This window comes from Sphingopyxis indica (assembly GCF_032879645.1).
In the GTDB taxonomy this organism is placed as follows: Bacteria; Pseudomonadota; Alphaproteobacteria; order Sphingomonadales; family Sphingomonadaceae; genus Sphingopyxis; species Sphingopyxis indica.
In genome coordinates, this window is the sequence record NZ_CP076394.1 from 296,376 (window position 1) to 321,892 (window position 25,517).

Consider the following 25,517-nt stretch of genomic DNA (forward strand, 5'->3'; position numbering starts at 1 on the left):
TCCCCTTCAGGGGAGGGGTTGGGGGTGGGGCCCATCGGCCTTGCACAAGGTTTCGGGGCCCCACCCCAATCCCTCTCCTGAAGGGGAGGGGCTTTGTTGAAGCGGCGTCGGTGTGACTGTTCATCCTTTGTCTCCTTCGCAGGAGAAATGCCCGATGGCCGGACGCGGTTTCATGGCGCGCGCCCGCTCAGCCCATCGTCGGGATGACGAAGGCGTTGCCGCCGTCCGGCGACCCGTCGGGCCAGCGCGCGGTGACCGTCTTTACCTTGGTCCAGAATTTGACGCCTTCCATGCCGTGCTGATTGGTGTCGCCGAACGCCGAGCGCTTCCAGCCGCCGAAGCTGTGATAGGCGACGGGCACCGGGATCGGCACGTTGATGCCGACCATGCCGACGTTGACCCGCGCGGCGAATTCGCGCGCGGCGTGGCCGTTGCGCGTGAAGATCGCGACGCCATTGCCATATTGATGCTTCGAGGGCAGTTCGAGCGCGGTTTCGAAATCGGGCGCGCGGACGATCTGGAGCACGGGGCCGAAGATTTCTTCCCTGTAGCTTTCCATGTCGGGGGTGACATGGTCGAAGAGCGTCGGGCCGACGAAGAAGCCGTCTTCATGCCCCTGGAGCGAAAAGCCGCGGCCGTCGACGACCAGCTCGGCGCCTTCCTCGGCGCATTTGGCGATCCAGCCTTCGACCTTTTGCTTGTGCGCGGCGGTCACCACCGGGCCGTAATGCGCTTCGGCATCGGTCGAGACCCCGACGCGCAGCGCCTCGATCGCGGGAACCAGCTTGTCGCGCAGCCGCTCGGCGGTGTCTTCGCCGACCGGGACGACGACCGGCAGCGCCATGCAGCGTTCGCCCGCCGAACCGAAGGCGGCGCCGGTCAGGTCGCTGACCACCTGGTCGAGATCGGCGTCGGGCATGACGATGCCGTGGTTCTTGGCCCCGCCCATCGCCTGGACGCGCTTGCCCGCGCGCACGCCGCGCTCATAGACATAATGCGCGATGTCCGACGAGCCGACGAAGCTGACCGCACCGATGTCGGGATGGTCGAGGATCGCGTCGACCATCTCCTTGTCGCCGTGGACGACCTGGAAAATTCCTTCGGGCATACCGGCTTCGAGCATCAGTTCGGCGAGGCGGACGGGAACCGACGGGTCGCGCTCGCTGGGCTTCAGGATGAAGGCGTTGCCGACCGAGGTTGCGACCGCGCCCATCCACAACGGGATCATCGCGGGAAAGTTGAACGGGGTGATGCCGACGCCGATGCCGATCGGCTGCCGCATCGACCAGACGTCGATGCCGGGGCCGGCGCCTATCGTATATTCGCCCTTCAGCACATGCGGGATGCCGCAGCAGAATTCGACGACCTCCAGGCCGCGCTGGATGTCGCCCTTCGCGTCGGCGATGACCTTGCCATGCTCGCTCGACAGCAGCGCGGCGAGCTCGTCCATATTGGCTTCGACGAGGCGCTTATACTCGAACATTACGCGCGCGCGGCGCTGCGGATTGACCGCGGCCCACGCGGGCTGCGCCGCCTTTGCGGCGGCGACCGCCTTGTCCAGCACCGCCGCATCGCCGAGCGCGACCTCGGCCTGCACGCCGCCATTGTTGGGATCGAAGATTGCGCCCTTGCGCGCCGCCCGGCCGGCACCGCCGACGATGAAATGGTCGATCTGTCGCATCGAAGGACTCCTTTCCCTACCCCGCTTCCCCGAGCGAAGACGAGGGGCCGTGCCGAGCGAAGCCGAGGCAACGCCGCCGCTGGTTCTCGCTTCGCTCGAACGAGCCCCTCGTCTTCGCTCGGGGAGGCGGAGACTTCAGGTCATTGCTGTTTCAAAATAGTCTCTCAACCCAATCGCGGCCTATTTGCAAGGGATAGACTTGCAGCTTTATACTGCATATTTGCAGGGCAATGGACTGGGACAAGCTGCAATATTTCCTGTCGGTCGCGCGGCACGGCACGCTTGCGCGCGCGGGTCAGGCGCTGCACGTCGACCCTACCACGGTCAGCCGCCGCGTCAGCGGGCTCGAGGCCGAGTTGCAGCAGACGCTGTTCGAGCGCGCGCCGGCCGGATTCCTGCTCACCGCGGCGGGGCGCGCGCTCGTCCCGCATGCCGAGGCGATGGCGGCCGCCGCGGCGCGCATCCATGCGGGCGGCGACGGCGGCGCGGCGCTGTCGGGGCAGCTGCGGATCAGCGTGTCCGAAGGCTTCGGCGGCCATTTTGTCGCGCCGCGGCTCGCGGGCTTCGTTGCGGCGCATCCCGAAATCGAGATCGACCTCGTCGCCTCGTCGGGTTTCCTCAATCCTTCGCGGCGCGAGGCCGATATGGCGGTGCTGCTCGCGCGGCCGCGCAAAGGCCCGCTCATCACGCGCAAGCTCGCCGACTACAGCCTCGGCCTCTATGCGCCCGCCGACCGGCTGGACTGGCAGCGCGCAGTCGAGGCGACGGCGCTGTCGCGCGCGGCGATCCCGATCGTCGGCTATGTTCCCGACATCCTCTATGCCCCCGAACTCGACTATCTGGGCGAGATCGAGCCGGGATTGCGCGCGGGGGTGCGATCCTCGTCGATCCTTGCGCAGCGACGGATGATCGCGGGCGGTGCGGGGGTCGGGGTGCTCCCCTGTTTCCTCGCCGCGGGCGACCCGGCGCTGGTACGGGTGCGCGCCTCGCAGACGATCCGCCGCAGCTTCTGGCTCGCGCTCCACCGCGACGTCGCGCCGCAGCCGCGCATTCGCGCCTTCATCGACTGGCTCGACGCCGAAGTGCATAAAGGCCGCGCGCTGCTTGTCCCGGGCTGAAAAACGAAATTGTCGCACTTTGTCGCAAGCCGCCCATTTTCCTTGCGGCGACCGGTCAATCCGTTGAATAGAGCCCTCTTCCGCCCTCCCCGGGATCGACAAGAGTTGGATCGACCATGCCCAGCAAGCGGCCGCCGCGCCTGACCGGAGCCCTGTGCGCGATGTTGCTGACGCTCGGCGCGTGCGCGAACGGCGATGCGGACAAGGGCGGGCCTCAGACCCCCGAAGTCGGCTATGTGACGGTTGCGGCCGCGGCGGTGCCGATCGCGAGCGAACTCGGCGGGCGCACCGTCGCCTTCGAGACGAGCGAGGTGCGGCCGCAGGTGACGGGGCTGATCCGCAAGCGGCTGTTCACCGAAGGCAGCTTCGTGCGCGCCGGCCAGCCCTTGTTCCAGATCGACGCGAGCCTCTATCGCGCCGCGGTCGCCGAGGCCGAAGCCAATCTGGCGAGCGCCAGGGCCAATGCCATGGGCGCCGAGGAGAAGGCGAAGCGCTACGAACCGCTCGCGAAGATGCAGGCGATCGCCGAGCAGGACTATACCGACGCGCTCGCCGCCGCCCGCGTCGCGCGCGCCGCGGTCGCGCAAAATGCCGCTGCGCTCGATACCGCGCGGATCAACCTGCGCTACACCACGATCACCGCGCCGATCGGCGGGCGCATCGGCCGATCGCTCGCGACCCCCGGCGCGCTCGTCAGCGCGACGCAGGCCGATCCGCTCGCGATCGTGCAGCGGCTCGACCCCATCTATGTCGATATCCAGCAATCGGCGGCCGAACTGACCGCGCTGCGCCGCTCGCTCGCGAACGGCAGAACGCAGCCCGGAAGCACCGCGGTGCGGCTGCGGCTCGAGGACGGCAGCGACTATGCGCTGCCCGGCACGGTCGAATTTTCCGAGGTGACGGTGAACGAGGCGACGGGGACGGTGACCTTGCGCGCGCGCTTTCCCAATCCGAACGGGGTGCTGCTGCCGGGCATGTTCGTCACCGCACTGTTCGAACAGGCGGTCGAGCCCGACGCGATGCTTGTCCCGCAGCCGGCGGTGCAGCGCGACTTCGATGGCAGCGCCTTCGTTTATGTGGTGGGCAAGGACAATAAGGCGCAGCGGCGCAAGATCGTCACGACGCGCACCGCGGGGGCGAACTGGGTCGTCTCGTCGGGGCTGAAGCCGGGCGAGCGCGTCATCACGCAGGGGCTCGGCAATTTGCGCAGCGGCGCGGCGGTCAGGCCCGTGCCGGCGGCGAGCGCGCAGAAGGTGGGGGCGGCGGGCGGCAAAGCGGCGAAGGGCGAGTAGCGGCCGATGTCGCGCATCTTCATCAACCGGCCGATCTTTGCATGGGTGCTGGCGATCATCGTCATGCTCGGCGGGCTCGGCGCGCTGTTTTCGCTGCCGATCGCGCAATATCCCGACATCGCCCCGGTGCAGGTCAATATCCGCGCCAACTATCCCGGCGCGTCGGCCGAGACGATCGAGAACAGCGTCACGCAGGTGCTCGAACAGCAGCTCACCGGGATCGACGGCCTGCTCTATTTCAGCTCGCAGTCGAGCTCGCGCGGGCAGGCGAGCATCAGCGTCATCTTCGCCAAGGGGACCGACCCCGACATCGCGCAGGTGCAGGTGCAGAACCAGATCCAGTCGGCGATCTCGCGCCTGCCGCAGCAGGTGCAGAGCCAGGGCGTGCGCGTCACCAAGTCGAATTCGGACTCGCTGCTGCTCGTCGCGGTGTTCGACACCACCGACACGCGGTCGAACCAGGATGTGTCCGACTATCTGACCTCGAACATCCAGGACCCGCTGTCGCGCGTCGACGGGGTCGGCGACGTCAATGTCTTCGGGTCGCCGCACGCGATGCGCATCTGGCTCAACCCGCAGCGGCTGGCCGCGGTGTCGCTGATGCCCGGCGACGTGATTAATGCGATCAATGCGCAGAATAGCGAGATCGCGGCGGGCGACGTCGGCGGCCTGCCCGCGCCCGAAGGCCAGATGCTCAACGCGACGGTCACCGCGCAATCGCGGCTCCAGACCCCCGAAGAGTTCGAGAATATCGTGCTCAAGACGCTGTCCGACGGATCGACGGTGCGGATCAAGGATGTCGCGCGGGTCGAGATCGGCGCCGAAAGCTATGCCGTCATCACCCGCGTCAACGGCCATCCGGGCGCGGGCATGGCGATTTCGCTGTCGCCCGGCGCCGACGCGCTGAAAACCGCCGAACTGGTCAAGGCGCGGATGGACGAGCTGGCGCAGACGATGCCCGAGGGGCTCGACTATGCCTATGCGAATGATTCGACCAATTTCATCAAATTGTCGGTCAGCGAGGTGCAAAAGGCGCTGTTCGAGGCGATCCTGCTCGTCGTGCTCGTCATGTTCGTGTTCCTGCAAAGCTGGCGCGCGACCTTGATCCCCGCGATCGCGGTGCCGGTGGTGCTGCTCGGCACTTTCGGCGTCTTCTATATCGCGGGATTCAGCATCAACACGCTGACCCTGTTCGGGCTCGTCCTCGCGATCGGCCTGCTCGTCGACGATGCGATCGTCGTCGTCGAAAATGTCGAGCGGTTGATGGAAGAAAATCCCGGCATGACCGCGCGCGAGGCGACGATCCGGTCGATGCAGGAATTGCAGGTCGCGCTCGTCGCGATCGGGCTCGTGCTGTCGGCGGTGTTCCTGCCGATGGCCTTTTTCGGCGGTTCGACCGGGGTGATCTATCGCCAATTCTCGGTCACCATCGTCTCGGCGATGGCGCTGTCGGTGCTCGTCGCGCTGATCCTCAGCCCGGCGCTGACCTCGACGCTGCTCAAGCCGAAGGCGCACGGGGCCGCGGCGGATGGCCCGCATCGCTTCCCGCGGCTCCACACCGTCTATGAGCGCGCCAAACAGGGCTTCAACACGCGCTTCGAGCGCGCGAGCGCGGGCTATGCGGGCAGCGTCGCCAAGGTCGTCGAGCGCAAATGGCTGTTCCTCGGCATCTATGCGCTCGCGCTCGCGCTGCTCGTGCTGCTGTTCTGGCGCTTGCCGAGCGGCTTCCTGCCCAACGAGGATCAGGGGCGCGTCGCGATCCAGTTCCGCCTTCCTGCCGGCGCGACGCAGGCGCGCACGCTCGAGGTGCGCGACGCGATCGAGAAATATCTGCTGACGCAGGAAAAGGCGAACACCCAAGCGCTGTTCCTGATCGCCGGCGGCGGGGGCGGCGGCGCGTCGGGGCAGAATACCGGCCAGGGTTATGTCAACCTCGTTCACTGGGACGACCGGCCCGGTCCCGAGAACAGCGCCGACGCGATCGCGCAGCGCGCGCGGCAGGCGCTGTCGGGGCTGCGCGACGCCGACATCTTCGCGCTCGTTCCCGGCGCGGTGCGCGGGCTCGGCGACACGTCGGGCTTCACGATGGAGCTGCAGAACCGCAGCGGCCTATCGCGCGACGAGTTTGTGGCGGCGCGCGACCGGTTGCTGGAGATGGCGAACGCCAATCCCAAGCTGACCTCGGTGCGGCTCAGCGACCTGCCCGACGTCGCGACACTGAAGATCGACATCGATACGCAGCGGTTGACCGCCTATGGGTTGTCGAACAGTGACGTCAACACGACGCTGTCGACCGCGTGGGGCGGGCGCTATGTCAACGACTTCATCGACAAGGGGCGCGTCAAGCGCGTCTATGTGCAGGGTGACGCCCCCTATCGCGCGAGCCCCGACGACCTGGGGCAATGGTATGTGCGCTCGGCAGACGGCGGCATGTCGCCCTTCTCCGCCTTTTCGCACATCGGCTGGTCGACGACACCGAGCAGCACCTCGCGCTTTCAGGGGGTGCCCGCGTTCGAAATTTCGGGGCAGGCCGCGCCCGGCGTAAGTTCGGGCGAGGCGATGGACGAAATGGAGCGGATGGCGGCCGAGATTCCGGGCACCAGCGTCGCCTGGTCGGGCGCCTCCTATCAGGAACGGCTGTCGTCGGGGCAGGCGCCCTTGCTCTATGCGCTGTCGCTTCTCGTCGTCTTCCTCTGCCTCGCGGCGCTCTACGAAAGCTGGTCGATCCCGGTCGCGGTGCTGCTCGTCATCCCGCTCGGGCTGGTCGGCGCGGTGCTCGCGGTGACGCTGCGCGGGCTGGAGAATGACGTCTATATGCAGATCGGGCTTTTGACGACGATGGGGCTCGCGTCGAAGAATGCGATCCTGATGATCGAATTCGCCGAGCAGGAAGAACGCAAGGGCAAGCGCGTGATCGAGGCGGCGATCGCCGCGGCGAAGATCCGCCTGCGCCCGATTTTGATGACGAGCTTTGCCTTCATCTTCGGCGTGCTGCCGCTCGCGGTCGCGACCGGCGCGGGCGCGAACAGCCGTGTCGCGATCGGCACCTCGGTGATCGGCGGGATGCTGACCGCGACCCTGCTCGCCATCTTCTTCATCCCGCTCTTCTTCGTGCTTGTGCGGCGCGGGGTGCGCGACGGGCTGGCGGCGCTCCGCCAGCGCTTCGGCCGCGGCGGCGATGCGGCGGAGGTGCCGGCATGAGGCGCGCATTGCTTTTGTTGACGCCGCTCGTCCTCGCCGGATGTTCGCTCGCACCGAAGACGGTGCTCCCGGCGCCGCCGGTGCCCGCAAGCTGGCCGGTCGGCGACGCCTATCTGGCGGCGAGCGAGGCGGCGCTGCCGCTGCTCTCCTACAAGGCGATCTTCACCGATCCGCGGTTGCAGGCGCTGATCGAGGCGGCGCTTGCGAACAATCGCGACCTGCGCGCCGCCTATGCCAATGTCGCGGCGGCCCGCGCGCAGGTGCGCGTGAGCCGGGCGGCGCAACTCCCCGCGATTGGCGCGAGCGCGGGCGCCGGCTATTCGGACAGCAATAGCAGCGACGGCAGCGCCGATTTTTCGCTGCAGGGCGGCGTCACCGGCTTCGAGCTCGACCTGTTCGGGCGGCTCGCCAATGCGACCGAGGCCGAACGGGGTCGTGCGCTTGCGACCGAGGCGGCGGCGCGCACGGTGCGCCTCGCGCTGATTGCCGACCTCGCCGACGCATGGGCGAGCTATGGCGCCGACCGCGACCTGCTCGCGATTGCGCAGGATACCGCCGTCAATGCGCGCGAGAGCGTGCGGCTGACCAGGGCGCGGCTGGAGGGCGGCATCGCGCCGCGCACCGACCTGAGGCAAGCCGAGCAGATCCTCGCGAGCGCCGAGGAACTGATCGCGGTGCAGACGAGCGCGATCGCGCAGGACGAAAATCTGATCCGCCTGCTCGTCGGCGGCGACGTCGATCGCGCGCTGCTGCCCGCGAGCCTCGACGAAGTGGTGCCGGGAATCGCGCTGCCGCCCGCCGGAGTCAGCTCGCAGATCCTGCTCCGCCGCCCCGACGTGATCGAAGCCGAATATCAACTGCGCGCCGCCAATGCCGATATCGGCGCGGCGCGCGCGCGGCTGTTCCCGACGATTTCGCTGACCGGCCTGCTCGGGGTTGCGAGCGATGCGCTGTCGAGCCTGTTCGACGGCGGCTCGTTCGGCTGGTCGGCAGGCGCCGACGCGAGCGCGAGCATCTTCGATTTCGGCGGCCGCCGCGCTGCTGTCGCGGTGAGCGAGGCGCAGCGCGACGCCGCGCTCGCGAGCTATGAAGGCGCGATTCAGACCGCCTTTCGCGAGGTTTCCGACGCGCTCGCGGTGCAGGGCACGATCGCCGAGCGCGTCCGCGCGGCGGCGGCGAATCGCGAGGCCGCCGCCGACAGCGCGGCGCTGACCGAGGCGCGCTACAAGGGCGGGATCGACAGCTTCCTCGCCAGCCTCGTCGTTCAGCGCAGCCTCTATACCGCGCGCAGCAGCGAGGTCGCGACGCGCCTGCTGCTCGCGCAAACGCGAATCGCCCTGTTTCGCGCGCTCGGCGGCGACAGCGAGGCGGGAAGCGCGGGCGAGCCGTAGCGCGTCGATTGCGCCTCGCGCCGGGACGCGGGCGTTGTGTAATTTATTCGCACGAAGCCACGAAGCCACAAAGAAGCGCCGTCCGCAGCGCAGCCACTATCCTTCAAGGCAGTGCAGGATATGGCGGCTGGGCAGGAGGGCGCCTGCGGCGCGATACGAGATTCCTTTGTGGCTTTGTGTCTTTGTGCGAGTCCCTCTTCGCCGGTCGCGACCATGATCGCTCCGTCTTGACAAGCGGCCGGACTCGCGCGCTAATAGAACATATAGAGAACATGTCATGCGCGAGTCGTCTTCCTCTCTCGCCGGGCTGCGCCGCCGCGTCGCCCGGATCGCCGCTTCGGGCGCGCCGTCCGTCCGCCAGTCCGAGCGCTGGCTGGCGAGCGGGCACGACCGATTCGACGCGGCGCTCGGCGGCGGGCTTGCGGCGGGGCGCATCCACGAATTTTTCGCCGCCGATCCGCTCGACGCCGCGAGCGCCGCCGCCTTTGCCGCGCTGCTCGCGCTGCGCGGCGGAGGCGAGGCGCCGCTGTTGTGGCTGCGCACCGCCGATGCGGGGCGCAAGGCCGGGCATCTCTATGCCCCCGGGCTTGCCGAGCTTGGCGGCGATCCGAACCGGTTGCTGCTTGTCGAGACGGGCGACGCGAAAGCGCTGCTCGCCGCCGCCAACGATGCGGTGCGCTGCGCCGGGCCGGCGGCGGTGGTAGTCGAAAGCCATGGCCGGCTTCCTGCGTTCGATCTGACCGCAGGACGCCGTCTCGCGCTCGGCGCGCGCGAGGCGGGGACGAGCCTGTTCCTGCTGCGCATCGCCGCCGAGCCCGTGCCGAGCGTTGCCGAAACGCGCTGGCAGGTGGCGGCCGCCCCCTCGCGCGAACTCGAGGCGCGCGCGCCGGGCGCGCCCGCCTTCGACCTGGAATTATTGCGCTGGCGCGCCGGCCCCGCGGGCGCGCGCTGGCGGCTGGAGTGGAACCGTGACGACCAAGCCTTCCGCGACCCGGCGCTATCTGGCGCTCTTCTTCCCCTGGCTCCCCGCCGAGCGCTGGAGCCGCGCGGCGCCGCGGCCGCCTGACGCGCCGCTCGTCTTTGCCGAGACGGTCCGCGGCGCGCTGCGCCTTGCGAGCGTCGCGCCCGAAGCGGCAGCGCTGGGACTCGTTCCCGGCATGGCGCTCGCCGATGCGCGCGCGCGCGTTCCCGCGCTGACGGTGGTGCCGCACGACCCCGCCGCCGATGCCGCATGGCTCGACCGGCTCGCGCAGGGCTGCGCGCGCTACACGCCGCTCGTCGCGCTCGACGCCCCCGACGGGCTGATCCTCGACATTGCCGGTGCTGCGCATCTGTTCGGCGGCGAGGCGGGACTGGTCGCCGACGCCGCGATGCGCTGCGACCGGCTGGGAATGACGCTGCGTCATGCCTTCGGTCCGACGGCCGACGCAGCGCGCGCGCTCGCGCGTCATCCGGCCCCGCCCGCCCCCGACGAGGCCGCGGCGATCCGCCGCCTGCCCGTCGCGGCGCTCGAACTCGACGAAGAGGCGACGCGCGCGCTGGTCCGCGCCGGCCTCAAGACGATCGGCGACCTCGCGACCCGGCCGATGGCGAGCCTCGCCGCGCGCTTCGGCACGGGCGCCGCGACTGCGCTGCGCCGCATCCTCGGCGACGCGCCGAGCCCGCTCGACCCGCGCGTGGCGCCGCCGCCGGTCGCCGCCGAACGCCGCTTTGCCGAACCGCTCGCGAGCAGCGCGCATGCGATGGAGGTGCTCGCCGAACTGATGGGCGAGGCTGCCGCCGACATGGCCGAGCGTGGCAAGGGCGGGCGCGCCTTTCGCGCGACCTTTTTTCGCAGCGACGGGCTGGCGCGGACGATCGCGGTCGAAACCGGCCAGCCGGTGCGCGACGTCGCGACCGTCATGCGGCTCTTCGCCGAGCGCCTCGACGCGCTGCGCGATCCGATCGACCCCGGCTTCGGTTTCGACATGATCCGCCTTGCCGTGCCGCGCCTCGAGGCGCTCGGCGCGAGCCAGCTGAAGCTCGAGGGCGGCGCGGTGCGGAGGGGCGACGTCGATGCGCTCGCCGACCGGCTCGCGACGCGGCTCGGGCGCGGGCGGGTGCGCAGGCTTCGCCCCGCCGACACGCATATCCCCGAACAGGCGCAGCTCGAACTGCCCGCCGCCGACGCGCCGCGCCCCGAACGCTGGCCCGAACCAGAGGCGGGCGAGCCACCGCTGCGCCCCTTCTACCTCTTCGACCCGCCGCAGCCGATCGAGGTGATCGCCGAAGTGCCCGACGGCCCGCCGCAGCGTTTTCGCTGGCGCCGCGCGCTCCACGCGGTGCGCCTCTACGAAGGGCCCGAGCGGATCGCCGCCGAATGGTGGCGCCGCCGCGACAATAAGGGGCTGACGCGCGACTATTATCGCGTCGAGGATGTGCAGGGACGGCGTTACTGGCTGTTCCGCCACGGCCTCTACGACGAAAAGGCCGATCCGCGCTGGTATATCCACGGGCTGTTCGCATGAGCGGTGCGTCCGGCCCCGAACCCCGCCCCGAGCCCGGCTTCGCCGAACTGGTCGCCGCGACCAACTACAGCTTCCTCGCCAGTGCCTCGCACCCCGCCGGGATGGTCGCCGAGGCGATCGCGCTCGGGATGGACGGCATCGGCATCGCCGATCGCAACAGCGTCGCGGGGGTGGTGCGCGCCTGGGCGTTCCTGAAGGAATTGCAGGTCAAAGAGGACGCGCGGGCAGCGAATTTCAGGCTGGTGACGGGGGCGCGGCTGGTTTTTTCCGACGGCACCCCCGACATCGTCGCCTATCCGGTCGATCGGCGCGGCTGGGGGCGGCTGACCCGCCTGCTTTCGACCGGGAATCTGCGCGCGCCGAAAGGCGACTGCATCCTGAACCTCGACGATCTGCTCGACCACTGCGAGGGTCTGCTGCTGATCGCGATGGACGGCGACGCGGCGCTGCTCCGCACGCTCAAGCGCGCGCGGCCGAAATCGGTGTGGCTGGCGGCGACGATGCCGCGTGCGGGGAGCGACGCGCGGCGGCTGGCCGAACGCCGGCGGCTGTCGGCGGCGGCCGGCGTTCCGCTGCTCGCGACCAATGACGCGCTCTATGCCACCGCCGCGCAGCGCCCGCTCCACGACATCGTCACCTGCATCCGCGAAGGCACGACGGTCCAGAAAGCGGGCCGGCGGCTGCACGCCAATGGCGAACGCCATCTGAAATCGCCCGCCGAAATGGCGCGGCTGTTCGGCGCCTGTCCCCAGGCGGTCGGCGAAAGCGCGAAGCTGCTCGCGCGCATCGGCTTTCGCCTCGACGACCTGCGCTACGAATATCCGCACGAGCCGGTGCCGCCCGGCTGGAAACCCTTTGCCTGGCTTCACCATCTGGTGAAAACGGCGGCTGAAAGGCGCTATGGGACGCCGCTGTCTCCCAGGGTGCGCGCGCTGATCGGCAGCGAGCTGCGGCTGATCCGCAGGCGGAACTATGTCTATTATTTTCTGACCGTTTACGACCTCGTCCGCTTCGCGCGAACGCAGGACCCGCCGATCCTGTGCCAGGGCCGCGGCTCGGCGGCCAATTCGATCGTCTGCTTCCTGCTCGGCGTCACCTCGGTCGATCCGATGAAGCACGAGCTGCTTTTTTCGCGCTTCATCTCGGCCGAGCGCGACGAACCGCCCGACATCGACATCGATTTCGAGCATGAGCGGCGCGAGGAGGTGATCCAGCACATCTATGACCGCTATGGCCGCGACCGCGCGGGGATCGCCGCGACCGTCATCCACTATCGCCCGCGCAGCACGATCCGCGAGGTCGGCAAGGCGCTGGGCTTCAGCGAGGATGTGACCGCGCGGCTCGCCGACACGAGCTGGGGAAGCTGGGGCGACGACGTGCCGGTGGAGCGGCTCGTCGAGGCCGGGCTCGATCCGCACAATGGCGAGATCGAGCGGCTGCACCGTTTCGTCGGCGAATTGCTGACCTTTCCGCGCCACCTGTCGCAGCATGTCGGCGGCTTCGTGCTGACCGAAGGGCGGCTCGACGAACTGGTGCCGATCCATAACGCCGCGATGGAGGATCGCACCTTCATCGAATGGGACAAGGACGACATCGACGCGCTGGGGCTGATGAAGGTCGATGTGCTCGCGCTCGGCATGCTGACCTGCATCCGCAAATGTTTCGACCTGATGCGCGCGCACGGGCTGGGGAACAAGACGCTGAAACTCGACCTCGATGCGGATGATCCCGCAGTCTATGACATGTTGTGCAAGGGCGACAGTATCGGCGTCTTTCAGGTCGAAAGCCGCGCGCAAATCAACATGCTGCCGCGCCTGCGACCGCGCGAGTTCTACGATCTGGTGGTGCAGGTGGCGATCGTCCGTCCGGGGCCGATCGAGGGCGATATGGTGCATCCCTATCTGCGAAGGCGAAGCGGCGAGGAGCCGGTCGACTATCCCTCGCCCGCGCCGCCGCATCCGCCCGATGAACTGCATGATGTGCTGGGCAAGACCTATGGCGTCCCGCTGTTTCAGGAACAGGCGATGAAGCTGGCGATGGTCGCCGCCGATTTCAGCCCCGAGGAAGCGAACGGCCTGCGCCGCGCGATGGCGACTTTTCGCAATCTGGGGACGATCGACAGGTTCCGCGACAAGATGATCGGCGGCATGGTCGCGCGCGGATATGAACGCGATTTCGCCGAGCGCTGCTTCAAGCAGATCGAAGGATTCGGCAGCTATGGCTTTCCCGAAAGCCACGCCCAATCCTTTGCGCGGCTCGTCTATGTCTCCGCGTGGATCAAGCATCATCACCCCGCGGTTTTCACCTGCGGGCTGCTCAATTCGCAGCCGATGGGTTTCTATGCCCCCGCGCAGCTCGTTCGCGATGCGCAGGGGCATGGCGTCGAGGTGCGGGGGGTCGATGTCAATGCGAGCGGGTGGGACAACAGCCTCGAACGGCGTGCGGACGGCGCCCTCGCGCTCAGGCTCGGTTTCCGGCAGATCGACGGGTTTCGCGAAGCGTGGGCGGAGGCGGTCGTTGCGGCGCGCGGCGCGCCTTTCGCGAGCGTCGAGGAGCTGGCGCGGCGCGCGGCGCTTCCACCCCGCGCCTTGCGGCTGCTCGCCGAAGCCGATGCGTGCCGCTCGATGGGGCGCGAACGCCGCCCTGCGCTGTGGGAGGCGCGGCGGGTGCGGCAGGGGGTGCTGCCGCTGTTCGATGCCGCCGGTGCGGGCGAACTGGGCGCCGAGGCCGATGCGCAGCTGCCGCCGATGCCGCGCGTCGAGCAGATACTCACCGACTATCAGACGACGCGGCTGTCGCTGAAAGGCCATCCGATGGCCTTTTTGCGCGAGGCGTTCGCGAAGGAGGGGGTGCTGAGCTGCCTCGAGACCGCGGCGGCGAAGAACGGCCGCATCGTCCGCACCGCGGGGGTGGTGCTGATCCGCCAGCGTCCGGGCAAGGGCAATGCGATCTTCATCACGCTCGAGGACGAGGGGGGGATCGTCAACATCCTCCTCTGGGCGCGCCATTTCGAACGCTATCGCCGCGCGGTGATGGCGTCGCGGCTGATGCTGGTCGAGGGCGAGGTGCAGCGCAGCAAGGAGGGCGTCGTGCATCTGATGGCGAGCCGGGTCGTCGACCGCACCCCCATGCTCGACGCGCTGGGAAGCGGCCGGCCGGTCGAACCCGACCTCGCGCGCGCCGACGAGGTCCGCCATCCGCAATATCCCCGCGGCCACGCGCAGCGCCACGGCCATCCGCGCGACGTGCGCATCCTGCCGAAGTCGCGCGATTTTCATTGAACGAGGATTGGGGGGAGCGCAGAGACGCTTGGAGTGACGGCTTTGGGGTGGTTTGCTGTCATTCGACCAAACCCCTCCTCTTCAGAGGAGGGGCAGCGAGACTTGCCAGCTTGCTGGCTTAGTCGCAGCGGGGTGGTGCTAGACGTCTTGCGCGCTATCGCGCGCCACCACCCCCAACCCCTCCTCTAAAGAGGAGGGGCTTATTACGCCCGCTACCGCCCGCAACCCGCCATTTGAACCCAAGCGGAAAATCCAAAAAGAAAGGGGGCCGGAAGCCCCCTTTCCCATATCCGTCTTCGGACCGATCACTCGATCGGCGGAACCGGCTGCGGCGGTGCGTCGCTATCGGCTTCATGCACCTCGACCAGCCCGCGCCCGACATGGCTCTTGCGATAGCCATAGGCGAAATAGACGAGCAGGCCGATGCCGCCCCACACGGGCAGGACCATCTTCGATTCGAACGGCAGGTTCGCATAGAGGCCAACCGTGCCGAGGATCGCGAGCGGCGCGACGACCCACACGAGCGGGGTGCGGAACGGGCGGTGGCGGTCCGGTTGGGTGCGGCGCAGGATCAGCACCGCGATCGCGACCATGAAGAAGGCGAAGAGCGTGCCCGAGTTCGAAATATCGGCGAGCTGGCCGACGGGCAGGAAGGCCGCGAAAAAGGCGACCGCGACACCGGTAATCATCGTCACGACGTGCGGCGTCTTCCACTTCGGGTGGATCGTCGCGAGCTTTTCGGGCAGCAGCCCGTCGCGCGCCATCACGAAGAAGATGCGCGTCTGGCCGAAGAGCATGATCAGGATGACCGACGGCAGCGCGAGGAAAGCCGCGACGCCGATCAGGTCGCCGATGCGTTCCCAGCCGATCGAGCGGAGCACATGGGCGAGCGCTTCGCGCGAGCAGACGAGCGGCTCGCGGCCCGCGTCGATCAGTGCCTGGCACTGGCTGGCGAGCATCGGCGTGCCGGGCTGGAGCACCTCGCCCGCGGGCCCCGCGACCGGCTGCGCGCCGATCGTCCCGATCGCGCCCGCGGCGACGAGCAGGTAGAAGATGGTGCAGATCGCAAGGCTGCCGATCAGGCCGATCGGCACGTTGCGCTGTGGATTCTTGGTCTCCTCGGCGGCGGTCGAGACGGCGTCGAAGCCGACATAGGCGAAGAAGATCGACGCCGCGGCGCCGATGACGCCGAGGCCCGAACCATTGCCGTTGCCGAACCAGCCGTTGGGCATGAAGGGTTCGAACTCGGCGCCCTTGATCACCGGCAGGGTCAGCGCGATGAATACGGTGAGCGCGGTGACCTTGATCGCCACCAGCACCGCATTGACGCGCGCGCTTTCGGTGGTGCCGATCATCAGCAGGCCGGTGATCAGCAGTGCGATGAACAGCGCCGGCAGGTTGACGATGCCGCCGGCATAGGGCCCGACGACGAGCGCGTGGGGAAGACTTATCCCCCAACTCTGCAACAGTCCGACGAAATAGCCCGACCAGCCGACCGACACGGCGCTCGCCGCGACGGCATATTCGAGGATCAGCGCCCAGCCGACCATCCACGCGAGCAGCTCGCCCATCACCGCATAGGTGTAGGTATAGGCCGAGCCCGAGACCGGCACCATCGACGCGATTTCGGAATAGCAGAGCGCGGCGACGGCGCAGACGAGCCCCGCGACGACGAAGCTCCACATCATGGCGGGCCCGGCCTTTTGCGCGGCTTCGGCGGTCAGGACGAAGATGCCCGTGCCGATGATGGCGCCCACCCCGAGCAGGGTGAGCTGAACGGGTCCGAGCGTGCGCGCGAGCGATTTCTTCTCGGCCGTGGCGAGAATGGCGTCGAGTGGTTTGACGCGACCAAATATCATGCGAATGTCCCCTTGTCGGGCCGCCGGAAGGGCGCCCGTCTCCTGGCGGGGCAGACTAGCCGCTCGTTCGCTCAGCGCAACTTAATTTCAGCGGTGTGACACGCGCTCTATCGCACCGTGAATCGCACCCGGTCGATCGTCCGCCCGCCGGGATCGACGAGCGCGAGGATGTGGCTGCCGGGGCGCGGCACGATCTGCAAACCGGCATCGGCGTCGCCGAGCGGCTTTTTGTCGAGAAGCAGGCGATGGCCCGCCACCGCGCCGCTGACCGCGACGCCGAGCCGCTGGCGATCCGCGGGAATGTCGGGGTCGATCGCATAGACGCTGCCGCTCACCGGGCTGGTGATCCGCGGGCGCCGCGCGGCTTCGGGCGCTGCGGCCATTTCGGTCTGCGCGGTGCCGGCAAGGAAATATTCGCGCCGCGGCGGCTCGCGCGTGCCGGGGAGCGCGATGCGGCGCGCCTCGACGCCATCGGGCACCGCGGGGGCGGTGCCGGGGCGCCCTTCGTGCAGCGCCAGCATCACGTCGCGCCACACCGGCGCCGCGCCCGAGGTGCCCGAAACCGCGTGCATCGAATCGCCCTCGAGATTGCCGACCCACACCGCGACGGTGTAGCGGTCCGAAAAGCCGATGCACCAATTGTCGCGCATCCCCTTCGACGTGCCGGTCTTCGCCGCCGCCCAGAAGGGCAGGCGCAGCGCGCTGTCGGCGCCGAAGGCGTCGGTGCGCGCGGTCGCGTCGGAGAGGATGTCGCCGACGATGAAGGCGGCGCCGGCACCGACGATGCGGCGCGGCTTGCCCATCGGCGCGCCGCGCACGAAGCGCACCGGCGACCAGCGGCCCTGATTGGCGAGGGTCCGAAAGGCATTGGCCTGTTCGACCAGGCTGACCTCGGCCGAGCCGAGCGCGAGGCTGAAGCCGTAATAGTCGCCGTCCTCGACCAGTCCGTGATAACCCAAGGTCCAGAGGCGGTCGCGGAATTGCTGGACATCGTCGAGGACAAGGGTGCGCACCGCAGGGACGTTGAGCGAACTGGCGAGCGCCTTGCGCACCGTTACCGGCCCCTTGAAGCTGTGATCGTAATTTTTGGGCACATAGAGGCCCGAGGCGGTGTCGAGCTGGACCGGGCTGTCGTCGAGGATCGAGGCGGCGGTCAGCCAGCGCTTTTCGATCACCTGCGCATAAAGATGCGGCTTCAATGTCGAGCCCGCCTGCCGCCGCGCGCTCGCGCCGTCGACCGCGGCGGCGGTCGAGCCGAGCCCGACCCCGCCGACATAGGCGAGCATGTCGCCGGTCCGGTTGTCGAGCACGACCACCGCGCCGTCGCGCACGCGCTCCGCACCGAGCCCCTTGAGCTGACGGCGCAGCGCGCGGATCGCGATCTGCTGCGCGCGCCGGTCGATCGTCGTGGTGACGCGCTTGCCGGGCGTGTCGAGCAGGCGGATCGCGAGGTGCGGGGCGAGCGCCGGGTCGAGCCGTGCCGCGCGCTCGCCCGAAACGAGCGTCGCCGCTGCGGCCTCGATCGCGCCGCAATCGGCGGCCGCGGCGATGCGGCAGGCGCGCGCGCCGAGCGCCTTGGCCCCCGCCGCCGGGTCGGGCAGCAGCCCGGCGAAAAGCGCGGCGTCGGTGCGCGTCAGGTCGGCGGGACGCTTGCCGAACAGGCTGTTCGCGCCCGCACCGATCCCCTGTGCCTCGCCGCGCAAGGGAACGAGGTTCAGATAGGCCTCGAGCATCTGCGCGCGGGTCCAATGCGACGCGAGCGCCTGCCCGGCGCGCATCTGGCGGATCTTGGTCAGCCAGTCGCGCCGTCCGGGCGCCGCGATGTCGGGCGACAGGAAGCCCGCAAGCTGCATCGCGAGCGTCGAGGCGCCGCGCGAGGGGCCGCCGGTCCAGCGCGCGCGGATCGCGCCGGCGATCGCGAGCCAGTCGACCCCGCCGTGCGACCAGAAGCGCCGGTCCTCCGATTGGACGACGGCGTCGCGCACTGCGGGGCTGATGTCGCCGAGCGGCACCCACGCGAGGCGGCGGCGCTGGAAATCGACGCGCTCGGTATCGAGGAGGCGGCCGTTGCGGTCGTAGAGCCACGCCTCGCTGGGCTTCCACGCCGCGCGCACGTCGGCATAGGCGGGCATCGCGGGCGGGCGGGTGACAAGATGCGCGGCGGTGACGAGGATGAGCGCGGCGAGCGCGATCCACGCGAAAGCGTCGAAGAGGCGGCGTTTGGGGGGGTGCATGATGTGATTCGGCGCCGTCCATTGCTCGTTCAAAGCCCCTCCCCTTCGGGGGAGGGGTTGGGGTGGGGCTTGCGGGATGGTGCTGGCGTTGCGGCCCGCCCCGCTGCGACCAGGCAGCAAGCTGCCAAGTCTCGCTGCCCCTCCCCTGAAGGGGAGGGGGTTGGTCTATTCCGCCGATCCCGCGACGGTCATCGTGCCGTTCGGCCACTGGCCGCGGATCGCGGGCGAATACATCGCTTCGACGCGCGTCGGCGGCAGGGTGAAGCGGCCCGAGCCGTTCAAACGCACGACATATTCGACCGCGTGGGTGCCCGCGGGCATCCAGCCGAAATAGCCGCGCCAGCTGTCCTTGCGGCGTTCGACATAGCTCGGCTGCCAGCCTTCGCCTTCGGCTTGCTGGCCGAGCATCTGCGACTGGCCGCCGAGGTTGCCGACGATCGTTGCGCCGGGCGGGACCGGGTCGCTCACGACGACCCACGTCCGGCCGGCGCTCGCGGCGATCTCGATCCGCACCTTGACGACGTCGCCGCGCACGAGCCGCTTCGGATCGGCGGCTTTGACGATGCTCATCGTCCGCTTGATCCGGTAGCCGGCGTTCAGCGGCTCCTTGAGCGGCACCGCCGCCCTGACGCTGACCGTCGCCCATGGCGATCCGCCGCCGTCGTGGCGCAGGCTGAGCGGTCCCGCGACCAGCGGCACGCGCAGCGGTTCGGTGTCGGCGCGCAAGGGCCAGGCCTGCGCCGCGCTGCCGCCGCCGAGCGACACGCGCGTCGTGCCGGTGATCGCGCTTGCGGGGTAAAGCTCGGCGAAGCGGCGCACCACCGTCGCGCCCCACGCATTCGCAGGGGTGGTGTCCCAATGGCCGCGGCGCTGGCGCTGCGCGACGCCGGTCATCAGCCGCCCGGCGTCGTCCTCCCAGCCCTTGCGGCCGAGCACGGCGTCGAGCGTCTTGATCGCCATTTCGTCGCCGCTCGCCATCATCCACCACGGCGCGCGCGCATCGTCGACGAGGTCGAGGCGCGTGCCTTCGTAGACGAGCCGTTTGCGAAGCTCGGCTTCCGCCGCGGCGCGCAGGCGCGGCGCACCCCGAACCCCCGGGGTCGCGTCGATCGCGACGAGCCAGTCGGCGAGCGTGCCGGTGGCCATGTCCTCGGGCGCCATGTCGGCGGCTGCGATCAGATCGGCGCTCGACGCCCGATTGCGCGCGAGCGCGGCGAGCGCCGCGATACGCACCGGACGGATGTCATAGGGGCCATAGCCCTTGCGGGTCAGCCGTCCCTCGACGAGCGCCTGGAGCGCCGCGATCATCTTTGCCCTGGGCGCCTCGGGGATCGCGAAGCCGTTTGCCGCGGTGATCGCGAGGACATAGGCGGTAAGCTCGGGCGATCCCTGGAGCCGCTCGCTCGGCCAGTAACGCAGCAGCCCGTCGTCATCGAGATAGGTCGGCATCGCGCCCGCGAGCGCCTGCCAGCGTCCCAGATCGCCGAGCGCGACGGCGCGCGAGGTTGCCTGCTCGAAACAGTCATAGGGATAGGCCGCCATATAGGCGCGCACCCCCGCGAGCGGCGGGGCGAGCGTATCGGAGAGCGCAATGTCGACAGTGCCGCCCGCCAGCGCGCCCGCGGGCGGTGCGATCGGCAGGCCGGTGTCGGCGCCGACATGGAGCAGGCTCGCGGCCCAGGTCTCGATCGGCACCGCGGGCTCGATCATCTGGTCGAAGACGAGGCGGTCGCGCTGCTTGCCGTCCTTCGACGCGGCTTCGATCGTCCATATGAGCTTGCCGGGCGCATCGGGCGCTTTCATCGTCCAGCTGATCGGCACCGCGCCGCCCGCGGGAATGGTGACGGTGAGCGGCTTTCCGGTCGCGATCGCGGGGGTGAGCGACGGGGTCGCGGTCACCGTCATCGCCTTGCCGGTGCCGTTCCTGAGCGTGAAGCGCGCATCATAGCTGTCGCCGGTACGGACGATTTCGGGAAGGCCGGCGAAGATGCCGAGATCCTGCACGGTGCGGACGCTCGCCTCGCCGGTGCCGAAATATTGCGCCCCGCCGGTCGCGATCGCGACGAGGCGGAAGGCCGAAAGATTGTCGGAGAGCGGGACGTCGACGCGCGCGCGCCCCTTGGCATCGAGCGCGACATGGCCTTTCCAGAGCAGGACCGGGCGGAAATCCTCGCGCGTCAGCCCCGAAAGATCGCCCCCGCCGCCACCACCGGGCTCGAGCGCCTTGCGGCCGTAATGGCGCTTGCCGACGACCTGCATCTGCGCGGTCGAGGTGAGGACGTCGAGCGTGCGCGCGCCCATCATCGCGTCGAGCAATTTCCAGCTCTCGTTGGGCGCGAGCTGGAGCAGCGCCTCGTCGACCGCGACGAAAGCGACGTCGGCGTCCTTCGCGGGCTTGCCGTCCGGGGTGCGCACCTCGATGCTCGCCTTTGCGGTGTCGCGCACGGCATAGCTTGGCTTGTCGGTCCTGACCTTGACGGCGAGCTGGTGGCCCTCCCAGCCGACCTTGATCCGCGCGATGCCGAGGCGGTAGCTCGGCTTGGCGAGGTCGACGAGCGCGGTCGGGGGGGCGTTCTCGCTCTTTTCGATTTCGAAGCCGACCGCGCGCTTCATCTTGCGCAGCCAGCTTTCCTCGCCGGTCACGCGCCCGCGCACCGCCATCACCGAGACGTAGACGTCGGGGGCATAGGTCGCGGGCAGCTTGACCTTGACCACCGGGTCGGTGCCCGAAAGCGGGGTGACGAAGCTCGACAGCACGCCTTCGCGTTCGACGGTGACGAGCGCGGTCGCCTCGCGGAAGGGCATGCGGACCTGGAAACGCGCGGTGTCGCCCGCGGCGTAGCGCGGCTGCTCGGGAATCACGTCCATGCGGTCGCCATTGTCGCCGCCGAACCACCAGTCGTCGTCGCCCGCGAGCCACACCGAGCGCACCGCGCGCGCTTCGTTGCCGTCGGCGTCGCTCGTCGTCGCGACCACCGTGACCTCGCCCGAGACGCCGGGCGCCATCGCGCAGCTCGCGCGGCCGAGCCTGTCGGTCGAGGTGCTGCACCGCGCGGCGAGCTTAGTCGTGCGCATCTGGTTGTCATAGGCGTAGAAGCCGCCGATCAGGCGGCGCCGCGCGGTGATGACCTCGCGGCTGTAGAGCGCGACGTCGATGCGCTGGCCGCGGATCGGCTTGCCGGCAAGGTCGAGCGCGACGAATTTGAGCCGCAGATCGTCGTCGCGCATCAGCCAGCCGTCGGTCTTGAGCCCGAGCCGCACCGCCGAGGGATAAAGGGTGATGCGGCGGCTCGCGGTCAGCGTCTCGCCATTGGCGTCGGCATAGTCCATCTCGACCGCCATCAAGGTCGGCTCGCTTATCGGCTCGTCGACGGCGATATTGGTCCTTGCGGTGCCGTCGGCGCCGAGCGTCAGCGGCACCGAGCGCGCGAGCGGCATGTCGGCGCGCGGCACGTCGCCGTCGTCGTCGAGGCGCACGATACCTTCCTTCACCGGCTGGCCGTCGAAATCCCAGCCCTCATAATCCTCCGGCGGCGACCAGCTCGGATAGAAATTGGTCCTGAGCTCGACCGGCAGGCCGGGGGCGGGGCCGCCCGACAGATAGCCGGCGAACAGCGACAAGGGCACGCTCGCCGGGCGCACCGGCGGCGCCTTTGGCCCTGTGACCTCGGCCTTCATCGTCGGCAGGCGATATTCGTCGACGCGGATCGACTGGTCGCTCCAGCGCGTCTGTTCCTCGCCCTTCTTGTCTTTGGTGACGAAAACGAGGTCGTAATCGCCCATCGGCGCCGATTTGGGGACGTCCCACGCCGTTTCGCCGCTGCCGCTCGCGGCAATCGCGAAGGGCATTTCGAACTCGGTATCCGAACCGCGGTGGCGCAGGCGCAGCGTCCCCGCCATCGCTTCGGGAATCTTGAAGCCGGTGCCGACCGGACGGCGCAGGATATGCTTCATATGCACCGTCTCACCCGCCTTCACGAGCGCGCGGTCGAAGACGGTGTGGACGATGTCCTCGCGTTCCGACCAGCCATAGGGCAGGTCGAAGTCATAGGGGCGGATGCCCTTGCCCCAGTCGGTGAGGGTGAAGCTGAAATCATCGCCCGCCCGCGCGGTGACCATCAGCGCATGGCCCTCGCTGTCCATCGGGTCGGGGTCGTCCTCGCAGCTCGAATAAGTCTCGGGCTCGGGCAGCCCCTTGGGGAAGGCGAGGCGGCCGGCCTTGTCGGCGGTGCCGCTGGCGAGCAGGCGCCCCGTGCAGCTGTCGGTGACGCGAATCTCCGCCCCCGCGACGGGCTTGCCGCTCGCGAGATGGGTCACCCAGGCGAGCGAATTTTCGCGGCCCCATTTGAAATGCACCGCCATGTCGGTGACGAGCGCGGCGGTCGCGACATAGCGCGTCGCCTTGCGCCCCAGCAGCGCGGCGCCGAGTTCGGGGCTCGCGATCTCGACGACATGGAAGCCCTTTTGCGCGAGCGGGATGCCGACGACCTCGAACGCCTTGCCGCCGCCGGGCGGGGTGAGGGTGAGGTCGCGGCGGGTGCCGCCCGCCGGGGCGCCATCGCCGAAGACCGATTCGCTGCCGGTGTAATTGACCGTGATTTCGGTGCCGTCGGGGCCGGGCTCGCGGCGATAGTCGCTGTCGCCCGCGTCGTCGACGCGCTTCAGCCAGCGCGCGATCGCGGCATCGTCGTCGCCGACGCGCAGCGTGCGCGCGGACATCTGGAGGTTCTTCTGCACCAGCGAGGCTTCGACGCCGCGCACGGTGACGGGCAGCACGCCGCCCTCGCTCGCCTCCAAAATGCCGAAGGGGGCGGCGAATTTGACCAGCGGCGGAGCGCGGTCGATGCCGAAGCGCAGCGGGAAGTTCGCGGCATTGGCGAGGGGGCGGCCGCTCTGGTCGGTGACATTCGCGGGCAGGGTCAGCGTCGCCTCGACATTCTGCGGCAGCGGGCCGGCGAAGCGGACTTCGCTGAGCCACGGGTCGTGCTTGTCGTCGTCGCTCGCCTTGGGGGTCAGGCGCTGGCCGTCGGCGGTGGTGAGCACCGCGGCGAGCGCGGTGGCGCGCGCGACGGGCGAGGCGAAGGAGAGACGGACATCCTCGATCGGATTGCAGCCGGCCTGCGCGTTGACGCGGCTGCACGCCATCTTCGCGGTGAAGGCGGGGCGCACGTCATAGTCGAAGCGCTGGTCGCGCCCCGCGGTGCGGCCGGGGACGCCCGCTTGCTGGATGCGCGCGTCCCAGACGAGCGCCATCTCGCGGCCGGGGGGCAGCGGGCGGCGGCATTTGAGCGGAACGATGCGGTCGAGCGCGGCGTCGCGATCGGCACCCGCGGCGGGCAGGCGATCGGGCAGGCCGGCGTCATAGGCGAAGGACCGGCGCTTCCAGTCGTTTTCGCCGAGGCCGGTCAGGATTTGCGTCGCGGTCTCGCGCGGCAGCACGTCGACCGGGATCTTCTCGCCGATGCCGTCGACCGCGCAATAGGTGTAGCGGCCGACCGAGGCGCGGTCGGCGGCGACGTTGGTCGCGACGAGGAAGATCTGCTCTTCCTCGATCCCTTCATAGGTGCCGCCGGCGAGCACGGCGCGCGCCGACGGGCCGCCGGTGTCGATCGCGAAACGGTCGTTGCCGACCACCGACACGCCGCGCGCCGTCACGAGGTCGGGGCGCAGCTCGACATGGCAGCGCTTGCCGCCGGGGAGCGGCGCGTCGAATTCGAGCACCCAGGTGCGCGTGTCGACCCAGCGGCTCGTCTCGGCGACCTTGCAGTCGTTGGTGGCGGGCGCGCGCGCGCGCGGGTCGCCGAGCGGGACCATGTCTTCGGAAAAGCGCAGGGTGAAGCGCGTGATCGTGCCGTCGCCGCTGCCCGAGCTGCCGGGGGTCGCGAGCGTCACCTGCGGCACGCTGTCGCTGCCCGCCGCGGCGACAGCTGCCATCAGCGGCAACAGCAGCGCAAGCCGCAGCCGCCCGGCCAATGCGCTCACGAGCGCGCGTCCCCTGTTCCTCATCGCTGGCGTCTCCCTGGCTTCGCGCGACCCGAGAGTCTGTATTTCGCCGCTATTTATGCACGGTTCGTCGTTCGCTTGTCAACGCGCAAGCATCGGCCCGAGCGGCCGGCCCGCGAAGATATGTATGTGAAGATGCGCGATTTCCTGGTGGCTGTCGAGCCCTGCGTTGGCAAGCACGCGATAACCCGGCGCGACGAGCCCCTGATCGCGCGCGATCTTGCCGACCGCGCGGATCAGCGCGGCAATTTCTTCGTCGCTGCCGCGCTCCGAAAAATCGTCCCAGCTGACATAGGCGCCCTTGGGAATGACGAGGATATGGACCGGCGCCTGCGGGTTGATGTCGTGGAAGGCGAGGACATGCTCGTCCTCATAGACTTTCCTGCACGGCAGCTCGCCGCGCAGGATGCGCGCGAAGATGTTGCTGTCGTCATAGGGAAGGGTGGCGTCGATCGGCATGGGCTCTCCTAGTCGTTGCGGGCGGCTTTTTCGGCGTGGCCCGAAGTGCCGTGGCGGCGCGCGAGCTCGGCGGCGACGGCGTCCCAGCCGATCCCGCGCTCCGACAGCAGCACGGTCAGGTGGAAGATCAGGTCGGCGGCCTCGCCGGTGAGCGCCGCATCATCCTCGGTCAGCGCGGCGATCACGGTCTCGACCGCTTCCTCGCCGAGCTTCTGCGCGATCTTGCCGCGCCCTTTCGCAGCAAGGCTCGCGACATAGGAGGCGCCCGCGTCGGCGGCGGCGAGGCGGTCTTTCACCACCGTTTCGAGCTGCATCAACGTCGGGCCTATAGTCATTATTGCCGCTCCTCAACCGGATTCCCGTTCGTCCTGAGGAGGGGCTGAGCGTGGCGAAGACCCGTCTCGAAGGACCCGGCGCCGCGCTGCGGTCCTTCGAGACGCCATTTCGACAAGCTTAATGGCTCCTCAGGACGAACGGAGCCTGAAGTCCGC

Annotated in this window: 13 protein-coding genes; 7 read left to right on the plus strand and 6 right to left on the minus strand. The window is 69.3% G+C overall.

Features of this window, described 5'->3' with window-relative positions:
• Positions 1–187 precede the first annotated feature (187 nt).
• The gene (locus tag KNJ79_RS01450; protein WP_317152506.1) at positions 188–1,681 is read right to left on the minus strand and encodes a CoA-acylating methylmalonate-semialdehyde dehydrogenase; all 1,494 of its coding nucleotides are present in this window, start codon (positions 1,679–1,681) and stop codon (positions 188–190) included.
• A gap of 230 nt (positions 1,682–1,911) precedes the next feature.
• Here KNJ79_RS01450 and KNJ79_RS01455 point away from each other — a divergent pair, with 230 nt between their 5' ends.
• The 7 genes from KNJ79_RS01455 to KNJ79_RS01485 all read left to right on the plus strand — a co-directional run bounded on the left by KNJ79_RS01455 (position 1,912) and on the right by KNJ79_RS01485 (position 14,471).
• Complete coding sequence (locus tag KNJ79_RS01455; RefSeq protein WP_089216580.1) at positions 1,912–2,799, plus strand: LysR family transcriptional regulator; 888 nt, start codon at positions 1,912–1,914, stop codon at positions 2,797–2,799.
• A 116-nt stretch (positions 2,800–2,915) separates the two neighbouring features.
• Positions 2,916–4,091: an efflux RND transporter periplasmic adaptor subunit gene (locus tag KNJ79_RS01460; protein WP_317152507.1), complete on the plus strand. Its 1,176-nt coding sequence runs from the start codon at positions 2,916–2,918 to the stop codon at positions 4,089–4,091.
• A gap of 6 nt (positions 4,092–4,097) precedes the next feature.
• The gene (locus KNJ79_RS01465; protein ID WP_317152508.1) at positions 4,098–7,292 is read left to right on the plus strand and encodes an efflux RND transporter permease subunit; all 3,195 of its coding nucleotides are present in this window, start codon (positions 4,098–4,100) and stop codon (positions 7,290–7,292) included.
• Entirely contained in the window at positions 7,289–8,683 is a 1,395-nt protein-coding gene (locus tag KNJ79_RS01470) for an efflux transporter outer membrane subunit (RefSeq protein WP_317152509.1), read from the plus strand. Before KNJ79_RS01465 ends, KNJ79_RS01470 begins: the two co-directional genes overlap by 4 nt.
• A 277-nt stretch (positions 8,684–8,960) precedes the next feature.
• Positions 8,961–9,749: an ImuA family protein gene (locus tag KNJ79_RS01475; protein ID WP_317152510.1), complete on the plus strand. Its 789-nt coding sequence runs from the start codon at positions 8,961–8,963 to the stop codon at positions 9,747–9,749.
• Positions 9,652–11,190, plus strand: a complete 1,539-nt coding sequence (locus KNJ79_RS01480; RefSeq protein WP_317152511.1) for a Y-family DNA polymerase — start codon at positions 9,652–9,654, stop codon at positions 11,188–11,190. The genes KNJ79_RS01475 and KNJ79_RS01480 overlap by 98 nt, the downstream gene beginning before the upstream one ends.
• Positions 11,187–14,471, plus strand: coding sequence for an error-prone DNA polymerase (locus KNJ79_RS01485; protein WP_317152512.1), 3,285 nt, complete (start codon positions 11,187–11,189; stop codon positions 14,469–14,471). The genes KNJ79_RS01480 and KNJ79_RS01485 overlap by 4 nt, the downstream gene beginning before the upstream one ends.
• A gap of 305 nt (positions 14,472–14,776) precedes the next feature.
• On the opposite strand, the gene KNJ79_RS01490 is transcribed toward KNJ79_RS01485, so the two are convergent.
• The 5 genes from KNJ79_RS01490 to KNJ79_RS01510 form a co-directional block, all read right to left on the minus strand.
• Positions 14,777–16,330: an amino acid permease gene (locus KNJ79_RS01490; protein ID WP_089216587.1), complete on the minus strand. Its 1,554-nt coding sequence runs from the start codon at positions 16,328–16,330 to the stop codon at positions 14,777–14,779.
• Positions 16,331–16,437: 107 nt separating this feature from the next.
• Positions 16,438–18,564: a penicillin-binding protein 1C gene (pbpC, locus tag KNJ79_RS01495; RefSeq protein WP_317152513.1), complete on the minus strand. Its 2,127-nt coding sequence runs from the start codon at positions 18,562–18,564 to the stop codon at positions 16,438–16,440.
• Between the two features lie 165 nt (positions 18,565–18,729).
• Positions 18,730–24,546, minus strand: coding sequence for an alpha-2-macroglobulin family protein (locus KNJ79_RS01500; protein ID WP_449465112.1), 5,817 nt, complete (start codon positions 24,544–24,546; stop codon positions 18,730–18,732).
• Between the two features lie 102 nt (positions 24,547–24,648).
• Positions 24,649–25,026, minus strand: a complete 378-nt coding sequence (locus KNJ79_RS01505; protein WP_317152514.1) for a histidine triad nucleotide-binding protein — start codon at positions 25,024–25,026, stop codon at positions 24,649–24,651.
• Between the two features lie 8 nt (positions 25,027–25,034).
• A complete protein-coding gene (locus KNJ79_RS01510) occupies positions 25,035–25,355 on the minus strand; it encodes a phosphoribosyl-ATP diphosphatase (protein WP_170935568.1) in 321 nt (106 codons plus the stop codon).
• Positions 25,356–25,517: the final 162 nt, after the last annotated feature.

What these genes read in the sequence shown, in the direction of transcription:
- KNJ79_RS01450 (WP_317152506.1), bottom strand. Translation starts at nt 1,681, where the DNA reads ATGCGACAGATCGACCATTTCATCGTCGGCGGTGCCGGCCGGGCGGCG.
- KNJ79_RS01455 (WP_089216580.1), top strand. Translation starts at nt 1,912, where the DNA reads ATGGACTGGGACAAGCTGCAATATTTCCTGTCGGTCGCGCGGCACGGC.
- KNJ79_RS01460 (WP_317152507.1), top strand. Translation starts at nt 2,916, where the DNA reads ATGCCCAGCAAGCGGCCGCCGCGCCTGACCGGAGCCCTGTGCGCGATG.
- KNJ79_RS01465 (WP_317152508.1), top strand. Translation starts at nt 4,098, where the DNA reads ATGTCGCGCATCTTCATCAACCGGCCGATCTTTGCATGGGTGCTGGCG.
- KNJ79_RS01470 (WP_317152509.1), top strand. Translation starts at nt 7,289, where the DNA reads ATGAGGCGCGCATTGCTTTTGTTGACGCCGCTCGTCCTCGCCGGATGT.
- KNJ79_RS01475 (WP_317152510.1), top strand. Translation starts at nt 8,961, where the DNA reads ATGCGCGAGTCGTCTTCCTCTCTCGCCGGGCTGCGCCGCCGCGTCGCC.
- KNJ79_RS01485 (WP_317152512.1), top strand. Translation starts at nt 11,187, where the DNA reads ATGAGCGGTGCGTCCGGCCCCGAACCCCGCCCCGAGCCCGGCTTCGCC.
- KNJ79_RS01490 (WP_089216587.1), bottom strand. Translation starts at nt 16,330, where the DNA reads ATGATATTTGGTCGCGTCAAACCACTCGACGCCATTCTCGCCACGGCC.
- pbpC (WP_317152513.1), bottom strand. Translation starts at nt 18,564, where the DNA reads ATGCACCCCCCCAAACGCCGCCTCTTCGACGCTTTCGCGTGGATCGCG.
- KNJ79_RS01505 (WP_317152514.1), bottom strand. Translation starts at nt 25,026, where the DNA reads ATGCCGATCGACGCCACCCTTCCCTATGACGACAGCAACATCTTCGCG.